This is a genomic window from Streptococcus ruminicola (genome assembly GCF_011387195.1).
Lineage (GTDB): Bacteria > Bacillota > Bacilli > Lactobacillales > Streptococcaceae > Streptococcus > Streptococcus ruminicola.
This window is the reverse complement of sequence record NZ_CP046919.1, coordinates 104888-128649: the sequence shown is the minus strand read 5'-3', so window position 1 is coordinate 128649 and position 23762 is coordinate 104888. Positions and strand designations below refer to the sequence as shown.

23 protein-coding genes and 1 CRISPR repeat array are annotated in these 23762 nt (G+C 35.9%); all 23 genes read left to right on the top strand.

From position 1 onward, the window contains the following. Nucleotides 1-53: 53 nt before the first annotated feature. Nucleotides 54-1406 carry a phosphoglucosamine mutase gene (glmM, locus tag GPZ88_RS00635; protein WP_157629191.1) on the top strand — a complete coding sequence of 451 codons (1353 nt, stop codon included), beginning with the start codon at nucleotides 54-56 and terminating at the stop codon, nucleotides 1404-1406. 93 nt (nucleotides 1407-1499) lie between these two features. Continuing rightward, nucleotides 1500-2630, top strand: a complete 1131-nt coding sequence (gene hemW, locus GPZ88_RS00630; RefSeq protein ID WP_074602390.1) for a radical SAM family heme chaperone HemW — start codon at nucleotides 1500-1502, stop codon at nucleotides 2628-2630. Between the two features lie 5 nt (nucleotides 2631-2635). Then, complete coding sequence (locus GPZ88_RS00625) at nucleotides 2636-3364, top strand: acyl-ACP thioesterase domain-containing protein (protein WP_157629189.1); 729 nt, start codon at nucleotides 2636-2638, stop codon at nucleotides 3362-3364. Nucleotides 3365-3458: 94 nt separating this feature from the next. After that, the gene (locus GPZ88_RS00620; protein ID WP_074481524.1) at nucleotides 3459-4232 is read left to right on the top strand and encodes a TIGR01457 family HAD-type hydrolase; all 774 of its coding nucleotides are present in this window, start codon (nucleotides 3459-3461) and stop codon (nucleotides 4230-4232) included. Next, nucleotides 4222-4881, top strand: coding sequence for a TIGR01906 family membrane protein (locus GPZ88_RS00615; protein WP_166042922.1), 660 nt, complete (start codon nucleotides 4222-4224; stop codon nucleotides 4879-4881). The genes GPZ88_RS00620 and GPZ88_RS00615 overlap by 11 nt, the downstream gene beginning before the upstream one ends. Then, the gene (locus GPZ88_RS00610) at nucleotides 4878-5048 is read left to right on the top strand and encodes an NADH-quinone oxidoreductase subunit L (protein ID WP_134775434.1); all 171 of its coding nucleotides are present in this window, start codon (nucleotides 4878-4880) and stop codon (nucleotides 5046-5048) included. Before GPZ88_RS00615 ends, GPZ88_RS00610 begins: the two co-directional genes overlap by 4 nt. Before the next feature lie 20 nt (nucleotides 5049-5068). Next, nucleotides 5069-5308, top strand: a complete 240-nt coding sequence (locus GPZ88_RS00605; RefSeq protein WP_166042920.1) for a type II toxin-antitoxin system HicB family antitoxin — start codon at nucleotides 5069-5071, stop codon at nucleotides 5306-5308. A 117-nt stretch (nucleotides 5309-5425) separates the two neighbouring features. Beyond that, entirely contained in the window at nucleotides 5426-5842 is a 417-nt protein-coding gene (gene ndk / locus GPZ88_RS00600) for a nucleoside-diphosphate kinase (protein ID WP_004232469.1), read from the top strand. 105 nt (nucleotides 5843-5947) lie between these two features. Next, nucleotides 5948-9340 carry a type II CRISPR RNA-guided endonuclease Cas9 gene (cas9, locus tag GPZ88_RS00595; protein ID WP_166042918.1) on the top strand — a complete coding sequence of 1131 codons (3393 nt, stop codon included), beginning with the start codon at nucleotides 5948-5950 and terminating at the stop codon, nucleotides 9338-9340. Nucleotides 9341-9511: 171 nt separating this feature from the next. After that, on the top strand, nucleotides 9512-10423 hold the full coding sequence (gene cas1, locus GPZ88_RS00590) for a type II CRISPR-associated endonuclease Cas1 (RefSeq protein WP_166042916.1): 912 nt from the start codon (nucleotides 9512-9514) through the stop codon (nucleotides 10421-10423). A gap of 1 nt (nucleotide 10424) precedes the next feature. After that, a complete protein-coding gene (cas2, locus tag GPZ88_RS00585) occupies nucleotides 10425-10748 on the top strand; it encodes a CRISPR-associated endonuclease Cas2 (RefSeq protein WP_045797755.1) in 324 nt (107 codons plus the stop codon). Further along, on the top strand, nucleotides 10745-11794 hold the full coding sequence (csn2-St, locus tag GPZ88_RS00580; RefSeq protein ID WP_166042914.1) for a CRISPR-associated protein Csn2-St: 1050 nt from the start codon (nucleotides 10745-10747) through the stop codon (nucleotides 11792-11794). Before cas2 ends, csn2-St begins: the two co-directional genes overlap by 4 nt. Before the next feature lie 62 nt (nucleotides 11795-11856). After that, nucleotides 11857-12552: direct repeats of the CRISPR family, unit length 36 nt; unit sequence GTTTTTGTACTCTCAAGATTTAAGTAACCGTAAAAC. A gap of 293 nt (nucleotides 12553-12845) precedes the next feature. Further along, on the top strand, nucleotides 12846-14681 hold the full coding sequence (lepA, locus tag GPZ88_RS00575; protein WP_024343822.1) for a translation elongation factor 4: 1836 nt from the start codon (nucleotides 12846-12848) through the stop codon (nucleotides 14679-14681). A gap of 133 nt (nucleotides 14682-14814) precedes the next feature. Further along, entirely contained in the window at nucleotides 14815-16098 is a 1284-nt protein-coding gene (gene aroA, locus GPZ88_RS00570; RefSeq protein WP_157629182.1) for a 3-phosphoshikimate 1-carboxyvinyltransferase, read from the top strand. Then, a complete protein-coding gene (locus GPZ88_RS00565; protein WP_021142653.1) occupies nucleotides 16091-16567 on the top strand; it encodes a shikimate kinase in 477 nt (158 codons plus the stop codon). The genes aroA and GPZ88_RS00565 overlap by 8 nt, the downstream gene beginning before the upstream one ends. Beyond that, on the top strand, nucleotides 16564-17388 hold the full coding sequence (pheA, locus tag GPZ88_RS00560) for a prephenate dehydratase (RefSeq protein ID WP_024343825.1): 825 nt from the start codon (nucleotides 16564-16566) through the stop codon (nucleotides 17386-17388). The genes GPZ88_RS00565 and pheA overlap by 4 nt, the downstream gene beginning before the upstream one ends. A gap of 152 nt (nucleotides 17389-17540) precedes the next feature. Then, the gene (locus GPZ88_RS00555; RefSeq protein WP_166042912.1) at nucleotides 17541-19019 is read left to right on the top strand and encodes an LCP family protein; all 1479 of its coding nucleotides are present in this window, start codon (nucleotides 17541-17543) and stop codon (nucleotides 19017-19019) included. Nucleotides 19020-19127: 108 nt separating this feature from the next. Further along, nucleotides 19128-20498: a 23S rRNA (uracil(1939)-C(5))-methyltransferase RlmD gene (gene rlmD, locus GPZ88_RS00550; RefSeq protein ID WP_166042910.1), complete on the top strand. Its 1371-nt coding sequence runs from the start codon at nucleotides 19128-19130 to the stop codon at nucleotides 20496-20498. Nucleotides 20499-20763: 265 nt separating this feature from the next. Beyond that, a complete protein-coding gene (locus GPZ88_RS00545; protein ID WP_166042908.1) occupies nucleotides 20764-21168 on the top strand; it encodes an HIT family protein in 405 nt (134 codons plus the stop codon). Between the two features lie 22 nt (nucleotides 21169-21190). Continuing rightward, nucleotides 21191-21394, top strand: coding sequence for a hypothetical protein (locus GPZ88_RS10315; RefSeq protein WP_240915095.1), 204 nt, complete (start codon nucleotides 21191-21193; stop codon nucleotides 21392-21394). A 10-nt stretch (nucleotides 21395-21404) separates the two neighbouring features. Further along, a complete protein-coding gene (locus tag GPZ88_RS10310) occupies nucleotides 21405-21650 on the top strand; it encodes a GNAT family N-acetyltransferase (RefSeq protein WP_240915094.1) in 246 nt (81 codons plus the stop codon). A gap of 568 nt (nucleotides 21651-22218) precedes the next feature. Further along, the gene (locus tag GPZ88_RS00530; RefSeq protein ID WP_074626518.1) at nucleotides 22219-23082 is read left to right on the top strand and encodes a helix-turn-helix domain-containing protein; all 864 of its coding nucleotides are present in this window, start codon (nucleotides 22219-22221) and stop codon (nucleotides 23080-23082) included. Between the two features lie 32 nt (nucleotides 23083-23114). After that, a complete protein-coding gene (locus GPZ88_RS10435) occupies nucleotides 23115-23228 on the top strand; it encodes a KxxxW-cyclized peptide pheromone (RefSeq protein ID WP_374057259.1) in 114 nt (37 codons plus the stop codon). Nucleotides 23229-23762: the final 534 nt, after the last annotated feature.

The window sequence follows — 23762 nt, the reverse complement described above, 5'->3', positions numbered from 1 at the left end:
CTTAGGAAATGAATATTAGTAATGGAGGAAGCGAATTTTTCGCTAAAAAAATAATGGGAAAATATTTTGGAACAGATGGTGTTCGTGGAGAAGCAAATGTTGAGTTGACCCCTGAGTTAGCTTTCAAATTAGGACGCTTTGGTGGCTATGTTCTTAGTCAGCATGAAACAGGACGTCCAAAAGTATTTGTAGCACGCGATACTCGAATTTCAGGTGAAATGCTTGAATCAGCTTTGGTAGCTGGACTTCTTTCAGTTGGTATTGAAGTTTACAAACTTGGTGTTTTAGCAACTCCAGGTGTGTCTTATCTTGTTCGTACTGAAAAAGCTAGCGCTGGTGTTATGATTTCTGCTAGTCACAACCCTGCTCAAGATAATGGTATTAAATTCTTCGGTGGTGATGGATTCAAATTGGCTGATGATCAAGAATTGGAAATTGAAGCTCTTCTTGATGCACCAGAAGATACCCTTCCACGCCCTTCAGCTGAAGGTCTTGGAACACTTGTTGATTATCCAGAAGGTCTTCGTAAATACGAAAAATTCCTTGTATCAACAGGTATTAGCTTAGAAGGAATGAAAGTTGCTCTTGATACAGCAAACGGTTCAGCATCTGTATCTGCACGTGATATTTTCCTAGATCTGGATGCTGATATTACAGTTATCGGTGAAAATCCAGATGGTCTTAACATCAATGATGGTGTAGGATCAACTCACCCAGAACAATTGCAAGAACTTGTTAAAGAATCAGGTGCTGCAGTTGGTCTTGCTTTTGATGGTGATAGCGACCGTTTGATTGCCGTTGATGAAAATGGTGAAATTGTTGATGGTGACAAAGTAATGTACATCATTGGTAAGTACCTTTCTGAACGTGGTCAATTGGCTCACAACACAATCGTAACAACTGTTATGTCTAACCTTGGTTTCCACAAAGCGCTTGACCGCGAAGGGATTAACAAAGCTATCACAGCTGTTGGTGACCGCTATGTTGTTGAAGAAATGCGTAAATCTGGTTACAATCTTGGTGGTGAACAATCAGGTCACGTTATTATCATGGACTACAACACAACAGGTGACGGTCAATTGACTGGTATTCAGTTGGTTAAAGTTATGAAAGAAACTGGTAAACCACTTTCTGAATTAGCTGCTGAAGTGACTATCTACCCACAAAAATTAGTTAACGTTCGTGTTGAAAATAGCATGAAGAGCAAAGCGATGGAAGTGCCAGCTATCGCTGAAATCATCAGCAAGATGGAAGAAGAAATGAATGGAAACGGTCGTATCTTGGTTCGCCCAAGTGGTACTGAACCACTTCTTCGCGTTATGGCTGAAGCGCCAACTGATGAAGAAGTTGAATACTATGTAAATACTATTGCTGATGTTGTTCGTAACGAAATCGGTATCGACTAAATTCAATAAAAAAGAAAAGGTTTGGGTGTTAGGCTCAGACCTTTTTGTGTTTATTTCATTGGTTATCTTTCTTAAAAATGTTATAATAACGTCATGCTAACAAAACCAACATCAGCTTATGTACATATTCCTTTTTGTACGCAGATTTGTTATTATTGTGATTTTTCAAAGGTTTTTATCAAGAATCAGCCTGTCGATGAGTATTTGCAGGCTCTTATTCGTGAGTTTGAGTCTTATGATATTAAGAAGTTGCGTACTTTATATATTGGTGGTGGAACACCAACCTCAATTACTGCAGAACAACTGGAGTACTTGTTGACGAATTTGACTAAGCACTTGGATTTGAGTGCTTTAGAAGAATTCACTATTGAAGCTAACCCAGGTGATTTAACAGAAGATAAGATTGAAGTGCTCAAGCGCTCAGCAGTGAATCGTGTGTCACTTGGCGTTCAGACTTTCAATGATAAACATTTGAAACAAATCGGTCGTAGTCACAATGAAGCTCAGATTTATTCAACGATTTCGAATTTGAAAAAAGCTGGTTTTCATAATATTTCCATTGATTTGATTTATGCGCTTCCTGGTCAAACCATGGAAGATGTCAAAGAAAATGTGGCTAAGGCTATTGCACTTGATATTCCGCATTTGAGTTTATATAGCTTGATTCTGGAACATCATACGGTTTTCATGAATAAGATGCGTCGCGGTAAATTACAATTACCTAAAGAAGATTTGGAAGCGGAGATGTTTGAATACATCATTTCTGAGTTAGAAGCTAATGGCTTTGAGCACTATGAAATTTCAAACTTCACCAAACCAGGTTTTGAAAGCCGCCATAATTTGATGTACTGGGACAATGCAGAGTATTTTGGTGTGGGAGCAGGGGCTTCTGGTTATTTAAATGGTGTTCGCTATCGTAATCGTGGACCAATTCAGCATTATCTTAAAGCAGTTGCTCAAGGTAATGCCAGATTATCAGAAGAAAAATTGACAAAAGATGAGATGATGGAAGAAGAATTGTTCTTAGGATTACGCAAAAAATCTGGTGTGTCTATTGCTAGATTTGAAGAAAAATTCGGCTTGTCTTTTGAAGAACGTTATGGTCAAATCGTGAGAGAACTTTGTCAGCAAGGCCTATTGGTTCCAGATGATAAGGTGGTACGCATGACCAAAAAAGGACTGTTTTTGGGAGACACAGTCGCAGAGAGATTTATATTGGAGTAAAAAAGATGGGATTAAGTTATCAAGAAAAATATCAAGTACCTTTTTATGAAAGTGATATTAATCAAAATATGAAATTATCACAACTCTTATCGCTTGTTTTGCAGGTTTCTGGCAAGCAATCGTTAAGTCTTGGAATGAGTGACGAGTATGTTTTTCAAACTTATAATCTTGTCTGGATTATCACAGAATATGCTATTGAGATCGACCGCTTGCCTAAATATACCGAAAACATTGTAATCGAGACGGTGCCAACAGCTTACAACAAGCTCTTTTGTTACCGTGATTTCAATGTCTATGGCGAAGATGGTGAGAAGATTTTGACCATTCATTCGACCTTTGTCTTGATGGATTATGACACCCGCAAAGTGCATCCTGTTGTCGATGATATTGTCGATGTTTACCAAGTTGAAAAAGTGAAGAAAATTTACCGTGGTCCTCGTTATGAAGGCTTGGAAAATCCAGAAGAAACTCTCTACCACGTGCGTTTCTTTGATCTTGATTTGAATGGTCATGTCAATAACAGCAAATACCTTGAATGGATGTATGATGTTTTAGACGTTAACTTTTTGGAAAAATACATTCCACACCACATTAATTTGAAATATGTGAAAGAAGTTCAATATGGCCATGACATTAAGTCACGAGTTGAACGTGATGGCTTGACAACCAAACATGAAATTGTCACTCAAGGTGTGGTACGAGCTCAAGCACGCATTGAATGGAAAGAAAAATAATCGCTCTGCTATTTTTAAATAATTAAGGAAAGAAGTAAGACTTAATGACCTTTTAACTTACCTGAAAGGTCATTTACTATATATGGAGGAAAGAATGACTTATAAAGGCTATTTGATTGATTTAGACGGAACAATTTATAAAGGAAAAGATCGTATTCCAGCTGGAGAACGTTTTATTCAACGTCTTCAAGAACGACAAATTCCTTATGTCTTGGTGACAAACAATTCAACACGTACACCTGAAAAAGTCCAAGAAATGTTGGCAACACAATTCAACGTTCATACACCTCTTAACACTATTTACACGGCAACAATGGCAACGATTGATTACATGAATGATTTGAATCGTGGCAAAACTGTTTATGTGATTGGGGAAACTGGTTTGAAAACAGCGATTGCTGAGGCGGGTTACGTAGAAGACACTGAAAATCCAGCCTATGTCGTTGTTGGACTTGATACTGATTTAACCTATGAAAAATTAGCGGTAGCAACATTAGCTATCCAAAAAGGTGCTGTCTTTATCGGAACAAACCCAGACTTGAACATTCCAACGGAACGTGGTTTGATGCCAGGAGCTGGTGCCATTAACAATCTTTTGGAAGTGGCTACACGTGTGAAACCAGTCTACATCGGAAAACCAAATGCTATTATCATGAACAAAGCCTTGGATGTTCTTGGCGTTAAACGAGAAGAAGCAATCATGGTTGGAGATAACTACTTAACAGATATCATGGCAGGAATTCAAAATGATATTGCTACTTTACTTGTGACAACAGGATTTACCAAACCTGAAGAAGTGCCAACACTTCCAGTAAAACCTGACCACGTGCTAGCTAGCCTTGACGAATGGAATTTTGATGAAAAATAGAATTTGGACCTTTAGCACTTGGTTATGGCTTCTATCTTTTGCAGTGCTAGTAGCTATTTACGGCGCTTGGTTAATCTATCCTCTTGAGATTGATTGGCTCAAGTTAACTCTCCAAGTGACCATTACAAAAGACGACCTCTTAAAAAACTTCAATGTCTTGATGACATATCTGACGAATCCATTATCACACACTCTAGCTATGCCTGATTTTCCTTCATCAGCTAGTGGGCTTAAGCATTTTGGCGACGTGAAGCATCTATTTCATTTAGCACAAGCTGTCTTTGTGATTTTGCTATATCCTTCTTGGCGTTTTTTGAAAAATAGCAGAGCTAAAAAATCACTTTTTCTTCATCAAAGAACTTTTACCTTTGCTGCATTTTTACCGATTGTCATTGCAGTAGCAGGGCTTTTGATTGGTTTTGACCAATTCTTTACTCTCTTTCATGAAGCCTTATTTCCTGGTGATAGCAGTTGGCTTTTTAACCCAGCGACTGACCCGATTATCTGGGTTTTACCAGAAGAATACTTCATGCATTGCTTTATCATTTTCTTTGTAGCTTATGAAGTGATGATGCTAAGTTTAGTCGCAACAGCTCGTAAGCAATTAAATCATCGCCTAAAAAACAACGAGAGAAAGGATGAAAAATGACATTTGCATGGTATTTTTGGCTACTGTTTGCAGTAGCGTGGATATTTGCCATCACATTTTGGGTAAAATCCTCTAACATTTCGCAAAAATGGCTGCGCATCACCTATGTCATCTGCGGCATCATCGCCTTTCTCCTCCCCTTCTTCTGGGGCTGGTTGGTGAGTTAGGGCCAATAAGGAGAAGTACAATGATTAAAAATTATCCAGCAATTTTTCACAACGAAGCTAATGGAAGGTATTGGGTAGAATTTCCTGATTTTGCTGGCGGAACTCAGGGTGATAACTTGGAAGAAGCTAGAAGAAATGCTAAGGAGTTTTTATCAGGAGTATTAGAAACTTATTATATTGAAAAAATGCCTTTACCAGATCCGAGTAATCTAGATACTTTATGTACTTGTGACGGGCATGTAGAATTTGTGGAAGTTTAACGTTTCAAATTCTAACTAAAACTTTAGTGAAAATCACTTCCAATGTTTTTCAAAAGTTTTCTTTTATGGTAAAATTGAAAGTGAATTTATTTTAGTTAGATAGGTTGGATTGTTTACATGGAAAAAACTTTCTTTATGATTAAACCAGATGGCGTGAAACGCGGACTTGTTGGTGAAGTACTTAAACGTATTGAACGTCGTGGTTTCAAAATTGAAAAATTAGAAATGCGTATGGCAACTCCTGAGTTGTTAGAAAAACACTATGAAGACTTGGTTGACCGTCCATTCTTCCCACTAATCGTTGACTTTATGACAAGTGGTCCAGTGATTGCTGGTGTTATGTCAGGAGAAGAAGTGATTACTTCTTGGCGTACAATGATGGGTGCAACAAACCCTAAAGAAGCTCTTCCAGGAACAATCCGTGGTGATTTTGCTCAAGCACCAGCTGAAGGCGCTGCAACATTTAACATCGTTCACGGTTCAGATTCACCAGAATCAGTAGAACGCGAAATCGCCCTTTGGTTTGGGGAATAATTTGATAGTTTAGTAGCTGACAAGCGCTCAATGGCGCTTGTTTTTTAGTTTATAAAGGGGTAAAATGTAAGGGATTACTTAAATAAAAATGGAGAAGTAATAGTAATGACAAATGGAAAAATTTTAGGCTTGGATATTGGTGTAGCATCTGTTGGAGTTGGTATCATTGAAGCTAAAACTGGTAAGGTTATTCATGCTAACTCTCGACTATTTTCGGCAGCAAATGCTGAGAATAATGCTGAAAGAAGAGGCTTTCGTGGTGCAAGACGCTTAACACGTCGTAAAAAGCATCGTGTTAAACGAGTACGTGACTTATTTGAAAAATATGATATTTCAACTGATTTTAGAAATCTAAATTTAAATCCCTATGAACTTCGTGTTAAAGGTTTATCGGAACAATTAACAAATGAAGAATTATTTGCTGCTTTGCGAACAATTGCAAAAAGACGTGGTATCTCGTATCTTGATGATGCAGAAGATGATTCAACAGGCAGCTCAGATTATGCAAAATCTATTGAAGAAAATCGTCGTTTGTTGAAGAACATGACACCAGGTCAAATTCAATTAGAACGACTAGAAAAATATGGTCAATTACGTGGAAACTTCACAGTGTATGATGAAAATGGTGAAGCTCACCGATTAATCAATGTTTTCTCAACATCTGATTACAAGAATGAAGCACGTAAAATTTTAGAAACTCAATCAAATTATAATAAGCAAATTACTGATGAGTTTATTGAAGATTATATTGAAATTTTAACTCAAAAACGAAAATATTATCATGGACCAGGTAACGAAAAATCTCGTACGGATTATGGACGCTATCGTACAGATGGAACAACACTTGAGAATATTTTTGGTATTTTGATTGGTAAATGTACATTTTATCCTGATGAATATAGAACCTCTAAAGCTTCTTATACTGCTCAAGAATATAACTTTTTAAATGATTTAAATAATTTAAAAGTGCCGACTGAAACAGGTAAGTTGTCTACTGAACAAAAACATTATTTAGTTGATTTTGCCAAAAGTTCGAAGGCTTTAGGTGTTGCAAAATTATTAAAAGAAATAGCGAAGATTGTAGAATGTAGTGTAGATGATATCAAGGGTTATCGTGAAGATAATAAAGGAAAACCAGATTTACACACATTTGAACCATATCGCAAACTAAAATTTAATCTTAGTTTGATTGATATTGATGAATTATCAAGAGAAACATTAGATAAATTAGCAGATATCTTAACACTTAATACAGAACGTGAAGGTATTGAGGATGCCATCAAACGTAATTTACCAAACCAATTTACGGAAGAGCAAATTGTAGAACTTGTAAATGTCAGAAAAAATCAAAGTTCTGCTTTTAATAAAGGATGGCATAGTTTCTCAGTTAAATTGATGAATGAACTAATTCCTGAATTGTACGCAACATCTGAGGAACAGATGACAATTTTGACACGATTAGAGAAATTTAAAGTTAATAAAAAGTCATCAGAAAATACCAAGACGATTAATGAAAAAGAAATTACGGATGAAATTTATAATCCAGTTGTAGCGAAATCTGTTAGCCAAACAGTAAAAATCATTAATGCAGCAGTTAAGAAATACGGTGATTTTGACAAGATTGTTATCGAAATGCCACGAGATAAGAATGCTGATGATGAGAAGAAATTTATTGACAAAAAGCAAAAGGAAAACGCTAAAGAAGTTGAAGATGCTTTAAAACGAGCAGCTTATCTTTATAATGGTACTGATAAATTACCTGATGGTGTTTTTCATGGTAATAAGCAGTTAAAAACTAAAATTCGCCTTTGGTATCAACAAGGTGAACGTTGTTTGTATTCGGGAAAACCAATTTCAATTCAAGATTTGGTACATAATTCAAATAACTTTGAAATCGACCATATTTTACCGCTATCTCTTTCTTTTGATGACAGTTTAGCTAATAAAGTTTTAGTTTATGCTTGGACAAACCAAGAAAAAGGTCAAAAGACCCCTTATCAAGTTATCGATTCTATGGATGCAGCGTGGTCATTTAGAGAAATGAAAGATTACGTACTGAATCAAAAAGGAATTGGTAAGAAGAAACGTGAGTACCTTTTAACAACAGAAAATATCGATAAGATAGAAGTTAAAAAGAAATTTATCGAGCGTAATCTGGTCGATACTCGTTATGCATCACGTGTTGTTTTAAATAGCATTCAAGCGGCATTAAAAGAATTGGATAAAGATACTAAAGTTTCTGTTATTAGAGGTCAATTTACGTCACAACTTCGTCGAAAATGGAAGATTGACAAATCACGTGAAACGTATCACCATCATGCAGTGGATGCTTTGATTATTGCTGCTTCAAGCCAATTGAAATTATGGCAAAAACAAGAAAATCCAATGTTTGTAGATTATGGTGAAAATCAAGTGGTTAACAAGGAGACTGGTGAGATTCTGTCGGTATCAGATGATGATTACAAAGAACTAGTTTTCCAACCACCGTATCAAGGATTTGTTAATACAATTTCAAGTAAAGCTTTTGAAGATGAAATCTTATTCTCTTATCAAGTAGATTCAAAATATAATCGAAAAGTTTCAGATGCAACTATCTATTCAACTCGAAAAGCTAGGCTTGGAAAAGATAAAAAAGAAGAAACTTATGTTTTAGGAAAAATCAAAGATATCTACAGTCAAGATGGATTTGATGCTTTTATTAAAAGATACAAAAAAGATAAAACACAATTCTTGATGTATCAAAAAGATCCGTTAACTTGGGAAAATGTCATTGAAGTAATTTTAAGAGATTATCCGAGTGAAAAACTTTCTGAAGATGGTAAGAAAAATGTCAAATGTAATCCTTTTGAAGAGTACCGCAGAGAAAATGGCTTAATCTGCAAATACAGTAAAAAAGGAAAAGGCACACCTATTAAATCTCTTAAGTATTATGATAAGAAATTGGGAAATTGTATTGATATCACTCCTAAAGGTAGTAAAAATGAAGTTGTGTTGCAATCTTTGAATCCTTGGAGAGCTGACCTTTACTTTAATCCTGATACCTTAAAATATGAATTAATGGGCTTAAAATATTCAGACTTGAGCTTTGAAAAAGGAACTGGTAAATATCATATTTCTCAAGAAAGATATGATGAGATAAAAGTAAAAGAGGGTATTGGCAAGAATTCAGAATTTAAATTTACTTTGTATCGAAATGATTTGATTTTAATCAAAGATACAGAGAGTGGTGAAGAAGAGCTATATCGTTTTCTATCTAGAACAATGCCAAATGTCAAACATTATGTAGAGCTGAAACCATACGATAAAGAAAGATATGATGGTGGACAAGAACTAATGAAAGTATTTGGTAATGTTGCAAATGGTGGGCAATGTCTAAAAAGTTTAAATAAATCTAATTTATCAATCTATAAAGTTCGTACTGATGTTCTTGGTAATAAATTCTTTATTAAAAAAGAAGGTGATAAACCTAAGTTGGATTTTAAAAATAATAAAAAATAATTGAATTTTGGGGTTGCAATTTTTATGTAATCGCTATATAATAAATCTTGCAAGGGACGCCTTGCACGGTTACTTAAATCTTGCAGAGCCTACAAAGATAAGGCTTCATGCCGAATTCAAGCACCCCATGTTTTTACATGGGGTGCTTTTCGTTGTGTAAAGGAGAAAATGATGACTTGGAGAGTTGTGCACGTTAATCAAAGTGAAAAGATGCATTTAAAATTGGATAATATCGTAATAAAGAAGCTAGGCGAGGAATATACGATTCCTTTAAGTGATATTTCAATTATTGTTGCTGAAGGTGGAGATACGGTAGTAACTCTTCGTTTGCTTAGTGCTTTAAGCAAATTCAATATTGCTCTTATTGTTTGTGATAATGAACACTTACCGACAGGCATTTATCATGCACCGAATGGACATTCTAGAGCTTATAAGAGACTACAAAAGCAGTTAGAATGGAGTCAGGAGCAAAAAGATAAGCTTTGGCAAATTGTAACTTATTTTAAAATTAATAATCAGCAAGATGTTCTGTCATTATTTGAGAGAGATATTGATGCGATACAGTTATTAGCTGATTATAAAGACCATATCGAGCTTGGAGATAAGACGAATCGAGAAGGGCATGCTGCTAAAGTTTATTTTAATGAGCTTTTTGGTAAAAAGTTTACGCGCGTGACACAACAAGAGGCTGATGTGATTAATGCTGGTTTGAATTATGGATATGCAATCTTGAGAGCACAAATGGCAAGGATTGTCGAAGGATATGGTCTCAATCCCCTAATTGGTATTTTCCATAGAAATGAATACAATCAATTTAATCTGGTAGATGATTTAATGGAGCCATTTAGACAGATAGTAGATATTTGGGTTTACCAAAATTTACGTGATAAAGAATATTTAAAATATGAGTACCGCTTAAATCTAACGAATCTTTTAAATGCCAATATTAAGTACGGGAAAGAAAATTGTTCGGTAACTGGTGCTATGGATAAATATGTTCAAGGTTTTATAAAATGTATTGATAAAAAAGATACGAGCAAATTCTTTTGCCCAGTAGTGTCAAGCCTAGAATTGGAGTCTTAAGATGAGGTATGCTGCAATGAGATTATTATGCTTTTTTGATTTACCAATGGAAACTGCACAAGAAAAAAGGACCTATCGAAATTTTAGAAAAGAATTGATAGCCAATGGATTTGAGATGTTACAGTTTTCGGTTTATTATCGTACTTGTCCAAATCGTAGTTTTGCTAATAAGTTTTATAAAAGACTACAGCAGAGCAATTTACCTGCAGGTAACGTAAGGTTGTTAGCTGTTACAGAGAAACAATTTTCTGAGATGACTTTAATCGTAGGTGGAAAAACGAAACAAGAAGAAGTAGTTAGTAATAATAAGTTGGTGGTTATATGAAATGGCACTTCACTCATCCGTACAAGGATAACCTAGATATTAATTTTGGTCAATTTACACAGATAATAGGACAAAATCAGCAACTAAAATATTATATGTGGCATCTTTTGATGTGGTATTTTGATGGTAAAAAGTATTCAGAAGAAGATTTGTCACTTTTTAATCAAGAGGAGCCTGAAATTTTAAGTGATGGGAAGGTTTTAAAGCGAAAAGATTTTAAGGTCATTTCGATTTCTGATATCCAAGATTTGCTTGAGCAGATGTCTTATAAAAAAGGAACTGTCGCTTTTGATTTTATGAAATCGAAATTAGATACTATTGATGTCATGACGGAAGTTGATGGAATCAATGATAGATTGGATAGAATTTCACTAACTGTCAATCAGAATCTTAATTTATCAATAGATAATGTCACTTATCATACGGAAAGCTGTTTGGTTACGTCTGAGCAATTATTAAGCAAGTATTTTCAACCATATTTTAATTATCAAGAAAAAAATATTGCTTTTGAATTTGTTAATAACGAAACTAAAGTAATGTTTTTACTTAAAATGATAAAAGAAAAACTAAAAAATGATACTGGTAACATTTTATTGGTTTTCAAGAATATGGATGACTATCTTGATTATTCTTCATTTATAAGAATTTGTGAATCTATTACTCAGATAACAAGTGAGTTTCCAAATTTTTACTGTACTATTTTTCCTTCGAATGAAAGTTATTTGTATGTTACAAAAGAAACAATAGAGTCTGTTACGATTGTTTCGGACTATATTGAATCCTTATATGATCTTGATTTTATGTATGAAAGATTTGTTGGAAGATATCCATCGAATAATATACCAACGAAAAAAGAATTTTTAATTCTGCTACAAAAAAATGCAAGTTATCTATTTAGCGATCAAATCACGTATGTGAGTTTAGGAATTTCAGATATGGTTGCTATTAAAATACTTAATAGCTTATATCAGTATGATAAGAAGTTAAGTTATCCCATTCCTTTGGTCGACCCGCTTGAAATCAGCTTTTTAAAGGATAAAGATTGACTTTTTTGTTTAATCAAATTATAATTCTTGTAGGGTACAAGAACTAAAAATGACGATTTGAGGTTTTTGTACTCTCAAGATTTAAGTAACCGTAAAACTACTGTTGGTTATAATGTAAATAAAACATTGTTTTTGTACTCTCAAGATTTAAGTAACCGTAAAACTTAAGGAGGTAAGCAATGAGCGTCACCAAAGTTTTTGTACTCTCAAGATTTAAGTAACCGTAAAACAAATCATGACATACTTACAGTCTTCTGGCGGTTTTTGTACTCTCAAGATTTAAGTAACCGTAAAACTGCCATTCTCGACCTTGATGACGAGAATTAGTTTTTGTACTCTCAAGATTTAAGTAACCGTAAAACAATCCGCCATATATTACGACCTCATCGATTGTTTTTGTACTCTCAAGATTTAAGTAACCGTAAAACCCCTACACAAGAAGACGTCTACCTAATCGAGTTTTTGTACTCTCAAGATTTAAGTAACCGTAAAACTAGCTGTTGAATGACCCAGACCGTCCGCTAGTTTTTGTACTCTCAAGATTTAAGTAACCGTAAAACTAGCTGTTGAATGACCCAGACCGTCCGCTAGTTTTTGTACTCTCAAGATTTAAGTAACCGTAAAACGACAAATCTTGCCAACTATCAAGCTAGCAAGTTTTTGTACTCTCAAGATTTAAGTAACCGTAAAACAAAAACCTGCAAATTTCTTCGATATAACGTGTTTTTGTACTCTCAAGATTTAAGTAACCGTAAAACCCAGTTAAGTATACGTTGGATAAAGAGCAGTTTTTGTACTCTCAAGATTTACAACACCAAAACCCCACCTAGTTCGTCACTGGGTGGGGTAATCTATGTGGGTCATAGGTTTGCGATGAGTTGAGTTTTTATTATCTTTGCTTAAATAATAGCGCTTTCTGTGTAATTTGTAAAATGATTTGCAGTAGCTGATTTTAGTGATATTTATCGTGCCTAGAAAACTTTTTATAGCACCCAAGGTGTTTATTTGTTATAATAGAAATAATGAATAATTGTATAGGATTATAGGATAGATGGATATTCAAGAATTAAAAAAACGACAAGAAAAGATTCGCAATTTCTCAATTATTGCGCATATTGACCACGGAAAGTCAACTTTGGCTGACCGTATTTTGGAAAAAACTGAAACTGTCTCTAGTCGTGAAATGCAAGCTCAACTCTTGGATAGCATGGATTTGGAACGTGAACGTGGTATCACAATCAAATTGAATGCGATTGAGTTGAACTACACAGCTAAAGATGGCGAAACTTACATTTTCCACTTGATTGACACACCAGGGCACGTTGACTTTTCATATGAAGTGTCTCGTTCACTTGCAGCCTGTGAAGGTGCTATTTTAGTTGTTGATGCGGCACAAGGTATTGAAGCTCAAACGCTTGCTAACGTGTATTTAGCACTTGATAATGACTTGGAAATCTTGCCAGTTATCAATAAAATCGATTTGCCAGCTGCTGATCCTGAACGTGTTCGTCAAGAAATCGAAGATGTTATCGGACTTGATGCATCAGAAGCAGTACTTGCTTCAGCAAAAGCTGGTATCGGGATTGAAGAAATCCTTGAGCAAATCGTTGAGTACGTGCCAGCGCCAGCAGGTGATGTTGAAGCACCGCTCCAAGCACTTATCTTTGACTCAGTTTACGATGCTTATCGTGGGGTTATTCTTCAAGTTCGTATCGTCAATGGTATGGTAAAACCTGGCGATACTATCCAGTTGATGTCTAATGGTAAAACATTTGATGTCACTGAAGTGGGTATCTTCACACCAAAAGCAGTGGGTCGTGATTTCCTAGCAACTGGTGATGTTGGTTATATCGCAGCATCAATTAAGACTGTAGCGGACACTCGTGTCGGTGATACGGTTACTCTTGCGGATAACCCAGCAGAAGCCCCACTTCACGGTTATAAACAAATGAACCCAATGGTGTTTGCTGGTCTTTACCCAATCGAATCAAACAAATACAACGACCTTCGTGAAGCTCTTGAAAAACTTCAATTGAATGATGCTAGTCTTCAATTTGAACCAGAAACGTCACAAGCGCTTGGTTTTGGTTTCCGTTGTGGTTTCTTGGGACTTCTTCACATGGATGTTATCCAAGAACGTTTGGAACGTGAATTTAACATTGATTTGATTATGACAGCACCATCCGTTGTTTATCATGTTAATACGACTGATGGCGACATGCTTGAGGTGTCAAACCCGTCTGAATTCCCAGACCCAACTAAGGTTGCAAGCATCGAAGAACCATATGTTAAAGCACAAATCATGGTCCCACAAGAATTTGTCGGAGCTGTTATGGAACTTGCTCAACGTAAACGTGGTGATTTTGTGACGATGGATTACATCGATGAAAATCGTGTTAATGTCATTTACCAAATCCCACTTGCTGAAATTGTCTTTGATTTCTTTGATAAATTGAAATCATCAACACGTGGTTATGCAAGCTTTGATTACGAAATTTCAGAATACCGCAAATCTAAATTGGTTAAAATGGATATTCTGCTTAACGGCGACAAAGTCGATGCGCTTAGCTTCATCGTTCACAATGAATTTGCCTATGAACGTGGTAAATTAATCGTTGAAAAATTGAAGAAAATCATTCCACGTCAACAATTTGAAGTGCCAATTCAAGCAGCTATCGGTCAAAAAATCGTGGCTCGTTCAGATATTAAAGCCCTTCGTAAAAACGTGCTTGCAAAATGTTATGGTGGTGACGTTTCTCGTAAACGTAAATTGCTTGAAAAACAAAAAGCAGGTAAAAAACGTATGAAAGCTATCGGTTCAGTTGAAGTGCCACAAGAAGCCTTCTTGTCAGTACTTTCAATGGATGACGAAAGCAGTAAAAAATAAACCATTAAACAGCTGAATTTTCAGCTGTTTTTCTACTTATTTCAGCCATAAAAAGAGAATAATTAGAGAGTTGTGCAAATTTTCAGTATTTTTATGGTACAATAGATTAAAAATGAAATCATGGGAGAGTTGTATGAAATTATTGACAAATGTGTCACAATTACAAGGAACCTTGCGTGTTCCTGGCGATAAATCAATTAGCCACCGTTCAATCATGTTTGGAAGTCTTGCTAAGGGAAAAACGACTGTTCGCGATATTTTGCGTGGCGAAGATGTTTTGTCAACGATGCAAGTTTTTCGTGATTTGGGTGTAGATATTCAAGATGATGGTGAGCTAGTGACCATTACAGGTGTTGGTTTTGACGGACTTAAAGCACCAAAAAATAAATTGAATATGGGAAATTCAGGAACATCAATTCGCTTGATTTCTGGTGTTTTGGCTGGGCAAGATTTCACCGTTGAAATGTTTGGAGATGATAGCTTGTCAAAACGCCCCATGGACCGTGTGACGATTCCGCTTCGCCAAATGGGTGTTGAGGTTTCAGGTCAGACTGAGCGTGACTTGCCACCACTTACTATGCATGGTAGCAAATCTTTAAAACCAATTCACTACCAACTTCCTGTGGCATCTGCTCAGGTCAAGTCAGCACTTATCTTTGCTGCTTTGCAGGCAGATGGCGAATCAGTCATCATTGAAAAAGAGAAGACTCGCAATCACACCGAAGATATGATTGTTCAATTTGGTGGAAAAATTGATGTAAACGGCAAAGAAATCCGTATCAAAGGTGGTCAAGAATTTACTGGTCAAGATGTGGTGGTGCCAGGTGACATCTCATCAGCAGCTTTCTGGCTCGTTGCAGGGCTTATTGTCCCAAATGCAAAAGTGACATTGAAGAACGTTGGTATCAATGAAACGCGAACTGGTATTCTTGATGTTATTAAAGCGATGGGCGGCAAGATGACGATTTCAGATGTCGATGACATCGCAAAATCTGCGACAATTACTGTTGAAACTTCTGAACTTCATGGTACTGAAATCGGTGGTGAAATCATTCCACGTTTGATTGACGAATTGCCAATTATTGCTCTTCTTGCGACTCAAGCAAATGGTACAACTGTGATTCGTGATGCGGAAGAATTGAAGGTCAAAGAAACTGACCGCATTCAGGTAGTTGCGGATGCTCTTAATGCAATGGGCGCTGACATCACACCAACAGATGATGGCATGATTATCAAAGGAAAAACACCGCTTCATGGTGCTAAAATCAATACTTTTGGCGACCACCGTATTGGCATGATGACAGCAATTGCTGCGCTTTTGGTGTCAGATGGTGATGTTGAGTTAGAGCGCGCAGAAGCAATCAACACAAGCTACCCAAGCTTCTTTAGTGATTTGGAGGTCTTGTCACATGGCTAGAATTATTATTGGATTTATGGGGTCTGGTAAATCAACCATTTCCTCACTTTTAGATAAAGATTATGTCGATATGGATGCTTTGATTACGGAGCGCATTGGCATGTCGATTGCTGACTTTTTTGAAAAAGAAGGCGAAGCAAAATTCCGTGAGATTGAGTCTCAAGTGCTAGCAGAGTTGGTTAATTCTGAGCATGTCATTTCCACTGGTGGCGGTGTTGTGATTAATCCTATTAACCGTGACATTTTGGCAAAAAATGGTGAGACGATTTATCTTAAAGCTGATTTTGACACGCTTTATGACCGTATCAAAAATGATACGAAAAATGTGCGTCCGCTATTTATCAATAATAGCAAAGAAGCATTTAAAGCTATCTTTGATGGACGTAGAGAAATGTATGAGTCAGCAGCTAATCGCATTATCGAAGTCGCTGGAAAAACACCAGAAGAAATTGTTGAGGAAATCGGATGAAAGTTGGCTACCTAGGACCGAGTGGTTCTTTTACGCACAATGTTGCTGTTAAGGCTTTTCCAGATGACGAGCGCATGCCATTTGCCAATATCACAGAAGTGATTAAGTCTTATGAAGAAGGTGTCGTGGATTATGCCATTATTCCAGTTGAAAATTCAATTGAGGGCTCTGTCCATGAAACGCTTGATTATCTTTATCACCAAGCCAATATTGAAGCAGTTGCCGAGATGATTCAGCCGATTAAGCAACAGCTTTTAGCAACGTCACAGGATAAAAAAATCGAAAAGATTTTTTCACACCCTCAGGCTATTGCTCAGGGCAAGAAATACATTAAAGCACATTATCCAAATGCTCAAATCGAAATGACAGCAAGTACTGCTTATGCCGCGCGTTATATTGCAGAAAATCCTGATGAGCCATACGCAGCCATTGCTCCAGCAGCAGCGGCAAAAGAGTATGGTCTTGTGATTATCGCAAAAGATATTCAAGAAATGGATGAAAATTACACGCGCTTTTGGCTACTTGGACGCCAAAAGCCTGTATTTGATTTGCCTAAGTCTCAGCAAAAACTGTCTTTAGCCATCACTTTGCAGGATAATTTGCCTGGTGCGCTTTATAAAGCTCTGTCTGTCTTTGCTTGGCGTGGGATTAATTTGACAAAAATCGAAAGTCGTCCCTTGAAGACAGCTCTTGGAGAATACTTTTTCATTGTTGATGTAGACAATTCAAACGAAGCTTTAGTCGTATGTGCCCTTGAGGAACTGCAGCTTTTGGGCATTGATTACAAAACTCTAGGCAATTATGATGTTTACAAATTATAATACTAAAGAAACACCTGCAAAATCAGGTGTTTTTTGCTGGAATTGTGCCCAAAGTAGCAAGCGCTGTCATTTTTTAGTATAATAATAGTATAGTCGTTTCGTTAAACTTGTACTGACTTTAGTATAGCTAGATTGAAAGAGTGGTATGAGATATGGCACAAGATAAATTAAGTCGACACGAAGAATTAAGATATGAATACCTTTTGGGAAATTTAGAATATCTAAATCCGCAACAAAAGGAAGAATTTGGTTATCTCTATCATAAAAAGCAGATGAGTATGCAAGAGATGTCATCTGGATATCCTTCGTCTGCCAATAAAGAGCCAAATTATGAGCGTTACGACGATTATGGTGACTATTACGAGTATTATGATTACTACGATGACGACTATGACGATGATTATGATGCCTATGTGACTTATGATGAGTACGACGATTATGATGATTATGATAATCAAGTCACTTCACAAGGTCTGCCAAAATACCCGAAGGCAAAAAAGTCACGTCCTTCAAAGCGAAAGAAAAAGGCAAAAAAGCAAACTTCTTATTTAGATTATTACGAAGGAATTGCACACGAAGAACCTAAGGTGACCAAAGCAAAGAAGCCCAAAAAGAAGAACCATAAAAAACGTTTTAAGCATTTTTTGCAATTTTGTGGTTTCTTAGTTGTTATTATTATGATTGGCATGGTTTACATGTTTTATCATGGGGTTCACGAAGTTTCTAGTGGCGAGACGAATTATTCTGCTGCAGTGGTAGAACCTTTTAACGGTCAAGATAGTCATGACGGGACTAATATTTTGATTCTTGGCAGTGATAAGCGGATTTCGCAAGGCTCATCTGATGCTAGAACAGATACCATCATGGTGATGAATATTGGCAACAAAGAAGGTAAAGTTAAACTAGTTAGCTTCATGCGTGATACTTTGGTGAATATCAATGGTGTCAGCTATAATGACTATGCTAATGACCAAAAGCTAAATGTGGCCTTTAATATTGGCGAACAAGATGACCGTCAAGGTGCTGAGCTCATGCGCAAAACCTTGAAGGATAATTTTGATATTAACGTCAAGTATTATGTCATGGTTGACTTTGAAACCTTCGCAGAAGCTATCAATACGCTCTTTCCAAAGGGTGTTGAGATAGATGCCAAGTTCGGTACGGTTGATGGTCAAGAAGTGTCATCGGTTGAAGTACCAGATGACCTTAGCATGCAAGCAGATGGTAGTGTCCCAAATCAGACCATTGAAGTTGGTCAACAAAGGATGGATGGACGGACTTTGCTAAATTATGCGCGTTTTCGTAAGGATGATGACGGCGATTATGGTCGTACACAGCGCCAGCAACAAGTGATTTCAGCAATTGTCAATCAAATCAAAGACCCTTCAAAACTTTTCACAGGCTCAGCAGCAATCGGCAAAATCTATGCCCTTACCTCAACCAACATCTCTTATCCATTTCTTGTCAAAGAAGGTTTAGGTGTGGTGACAAGTGGTCAAAAAGGAATTGAGCAAAAGACAGTTCCTGCAGAAGGCGACTGGACAGATGGCTATGATATGTATGGCGGTCTTGGAATTGCCATTGATTTTAATAAATACCAAAAAGAGTTGAAGGACATTGGGCTACGTTAATAATATGATATAATAGAGAGGCAGTTAAGCTTCTCTATTTTTTATAGTGAAGAAACCGAGAATAAGATATTACTGATGACTTATATAAGTCAGGCATGAAAGGAAAATATGTTAGAAAAAAATAGCATTGTAGAGGTTGAAATCACAGATTTATCACATGAAGGAGCAGGGGTTGCCAAAGTTGATGGCTTCGTCTTTTTTGTTGAAAATGCTCTTCCAGGTGAAAAAATCAAGATGCGCGTCTTGAAAGTGAAGAAAAATATTGGTTTTGGTAAAGTTGAAGAATACCTCACTATTTCTGAACACCGTAACCAAGATTTGAATGTGGATTACTTGCGTACAGGAATTGCGGATTTTGGACATTTGGCTTACGCTGAACAATTGAAATTTAAACGCAAACAAGTTGCTGATAATTTGTACAAAACAGCCGGCATTTCTGATGTTGAAGTGTTAGAAACACTTGGTATGGAGCATCCTTACGCTTACCGTAACAAAGCACAAGTACCAGTTCGTCGTGTTAACGGACAGTTGGAAACTGGTTTCTTCCGCAAACATTCACATGATTTGATGCCAATTTCTGATTTTTACATTCAAAATAAAGAGATTGACCGTTTGATTAATTTCACACGTGATTTACTTCGTCGTTTTGACCTCAAACCTTATGATGAAAAAGAGCAAACTGGTTTAATTCGTAACTTGGTCGTTCGTCGTGGACATTATTCTGGTGAGATGATGCTTGTCTTTGTCACAACACGTCCGAAAATTTTCCGCATCGAGCAAATCATTGAAAAAATCGTTGCTGAATTTCCAGCAGTAAAATCAATCGTCCAAAATATCAACGATAAAAATACCAACGCGATTTTTGGTAATGACTTTAGAACACTCTATGGTAAAGACACGATTGTTGACAGCATGCTTGGCAATCAATATGAAATTTCAGCACGTTCATTCTACCAAGTGAACACTGAAATGGCTGAAAAACTTTATCAAACAGCCATTGACTTTTCTGATTTGACAGCTGACGATATCGTGATTGATGCTTATTCTGGTATTGGAACTATCGGGCTTTCATTTGCGAAAAACGTCAAAGCTGTTTACGGTGTTGAAGTGATTGAAGAAGCCGTTGAAGATGCAAAACGCAATGCTGCGCTTAATGGCATTACCAATGCGCATTATGTGGCAGATTCAGCAGAGCATGCTATGGCAACATGGAGTAAAAATGGTATCAAACCAAGCGTCATCTTGGTTGACCCACCACGTAAAGGTTTGACAGAAAACTTCATCAAAGCAAGCGTAGCCATGCAACCAGAAAAAGTTACTTACATCTCATGTAACCCAGCAACCATGGCGCGTGACATCAAACTTTACCAAGAACTCGGCTACAAACTCCAAAAAGTACAGCCAGTGGATTTGTTCCCGAACACGCATCATGTTGAGGCAGTATCACTGCTTGTACGAGCTGCTGAAACAGCGAAGTAGAAGTAGATGTTCCGCCCATGCGATATAGGATAATCCTTGTTGCTTTAGCAACTTAGGAGTATGCTACGCACAGTTACTCCAAGAAAGCGAGGTTACGAAGCTTGATTGGTTAGTAACTACTGCTACTATGATATTTGGCGTTCAAGTTGGAGTGAGAGATATGGATTTTATGTTGCATGGAAACCGTATGAATCTGATGAAGATTTATCAGTAGATTTCTACGTAACTTAATGAATATAGCCCGACTTGTTGAGGAGGATGTAGTATGACAAATTGTATTTTCTGCAAAATTATTTCTGGTGAAATTTCAAGTTTGAAAATTTATGAAGATGATTTAACAATTGCATTTATGGATATTGCTAGGGATGTTGATGGTCATGTCTTGGTGATTCCAAAAACACATTGTAAGAATATTTTAGATTGTAATTCGACTCTATTAAATGCTGTTATGCAAACAGTTCAAAAACTCTCTGTGCATTTTACAGAAAATTGTGGTTATGATGGTGTCAATCTACTTAATGCTAGTGATGAGAGTGCGGGACAATCGGTTCCTCATTTTCATATTCATATTATTCCGAGAAAAAATGATGACGGAATAGATGCATGGCCTAAATTTGGTGGTGCAAAACAAGATGTTCAAAAAATATATGAACAATTAAAGTTGTTATAAACTGTAATAATTAAAAAATACAATGAAACTCAAAGAAATAATTGATTATACTGAGAAACAAGATATAACACGTCTTATTTTAGAAGCCTTGCCTGAATGGTTTGGGATTTCTGAAGCGCGTGAGAACTACATCAAAGAAAGTGCAAAGTGCCCATTTATAGCTGCTTATGATAAAAAACACCCAGTTAGTTTTGTTTATTTGAGAAACTGGAAGAGATACAGTTGAGCTATTTGTAATGGGAGTTTTGAAAAAATATCACCGACAGGGTGTTGGAAAAACTCTTGTTTTGAAAGCTAAAGAGATTGCTACCGAAAAAGGTTACACTTTTCTTCAAGTCAAAACGGTTCAAATGGGAAAATACGATAGTTATGATAGCACAAATCGTTTCTATCTTTCACTTGGTTTTAAGGGATTTGAGGTATTCCCAACATTGTGGGACGAGCAAAATCCTTGTCAAATCTATCTTATGTCTTTAAAATAACTTTTTAAGTTTTGTATATTCACTTTACTAATAAAAACATTACCCTCATCAAATAAAACCAAAAGTATGGTAATATGATAACAGGCACTTGATTAGTTGTGTTGTTATTTTACCTAGGACTTTTGGTCTTTTTTGTTAGCATTTTGGGTAGGAGATTGTGATGAAAGTTGTTGAAGTTGGTCAAGAAAATCAAGACGTTATCGTGTTACTTCATGGTGGCGGTTTGTCCTGGTGGCAGTATCACTACTTGTACGAGCTGATAAAGCAGTGAAGTAAAGTCCTTTTTTAGTTTTTATTTTATTGAGCAGAGTTGTATTAGATAAAAGGGGTATTGAATAAATACTTATAGAAATATTTTAGCGAGGGTATTGTAATTATACCTTCGTTTTTTATTTTCAAAATAGCAATTAGCCCATAACAATGATAATGATTCCCTCAAAGGCTAGAAGTAATATAGTTAATAACCTATTGTTTTTCATGTAAATTTTCTCGCTTTCAATTTTTTATGTTTTATGATAAAATACTGAAAATTAAGAATATTCCTGTATATGCATATCAGAGGTACAATATGAAAAAATTTGGAGAAATTTTTAAAAAGTTTCGAGAATCTAGAGGATTACGATTAAAAGATGTTGCTAAGGTTGGTATATCAACATCTCAGTTATCACGTTTTGAAAATGGTGAGACTGATTTAACAATTTCAAAGTTTATAGCTGTTTTAGATGAGGTTAATGTACCGATTGATGAATTTATGTATGCAGTTCATGACTTCCGTCGTGATGAACTAAATGAACTTTTGTTAAAGGTTAATTGTTTTGTATCTAATCATGATGTTGAAGGTATGAAAAAATTACTCTATTTACAAATGGAGTCAAATTCCAAGCGGAGCAAATTTCATCAAATAAATACAATTTTGTTAAAAATTCGATTACAAGATTTATCGGGAGAGCCTTATTATTCTAGTGATGATTTATCTTATTTAACAGATTATTTATTTAGTGTTGAATACTGGGGATATTACGAATTATTGATATTTGCAAATACATTAGATGCCTTAAATCATGATGTTTTTATGGTTTTGGCTAGAGAAATGTGTAGGCGTTCAGATTTTTATAAAGAAATACCAAAGAATAGGCGAATGATTTCATCGATGTTATTAAATGGATATATCACATGTGTTGAGAGAGGAAAAATTTTTGATGCTTTGTATTTTGAAAAACAACTAAAGCAATGTTTTTTCACTGAGACGGAAATCTATGAGAGGTTAGTATTTCAGTATGTACAACACTTATATCAATATAAAAAAGAAGGAGATAGAAAAGCAATTGTTGAAATGAGGAAGAGTATTGCCGCAATGAAATTAGCTGGAAGCAATCATATAGCAAAGATTTATGAAGGACATTTAGAAAAAATTTTAGCAGATAAAGGGTAGTGTGCAGATATGGGAATGTTTTATTGTAAGTGATGAAAAAGAATATAATTATAGTATCCTATTTGAAAGGAGTTACAATTATGTCTAAAGAACTTGAGAAAGTCCTTGAGTCTAGTTCTATGGCAAAAGGCGACGGTTGGAAGTGATCTGGTAATTTATCTCATAGGATAAGTAGAGGTTACATTTTCCTCTGCTTTTTTAGAAAGGCATTCGAAATGAGAACGGTTTCAGAAGATGTTTTATTTAGACTAGAGAAGTTTGGTGGAATTTTAATAAATAAAACAAATTTTGATCGAGTTGAATTAGATGAGACTGAGGCTTTTTTCTATATCTAGTTCAAAGCCATGGTTTTGAAATTGCTGTTTCTTTTTTTAAAAAAGATATAGAAGCAGGAAAATTAAAACGAGCATTATCATTAGATATCTATTCTGATAAAAATATTGAGGGATCATTGAAAGATCCTGCCGAGACTTTAAAAAATGCGAGGGAGTATGTAGCAAAATTAAAAAAGCATAATGTATTGAGTTTTCCACTCGAATTAGTAATATACCCTAGTATGTATTGTGATTTAAAATGTGGTTTTTGTTTTTTAGCAAATCGAGAAGATAGAAGTTCCAAACCTGCTAAAGATTGGGAGTGAATTTTGCGTCAGGCAAAAGATAACGGAGTGCTTAGTAAAA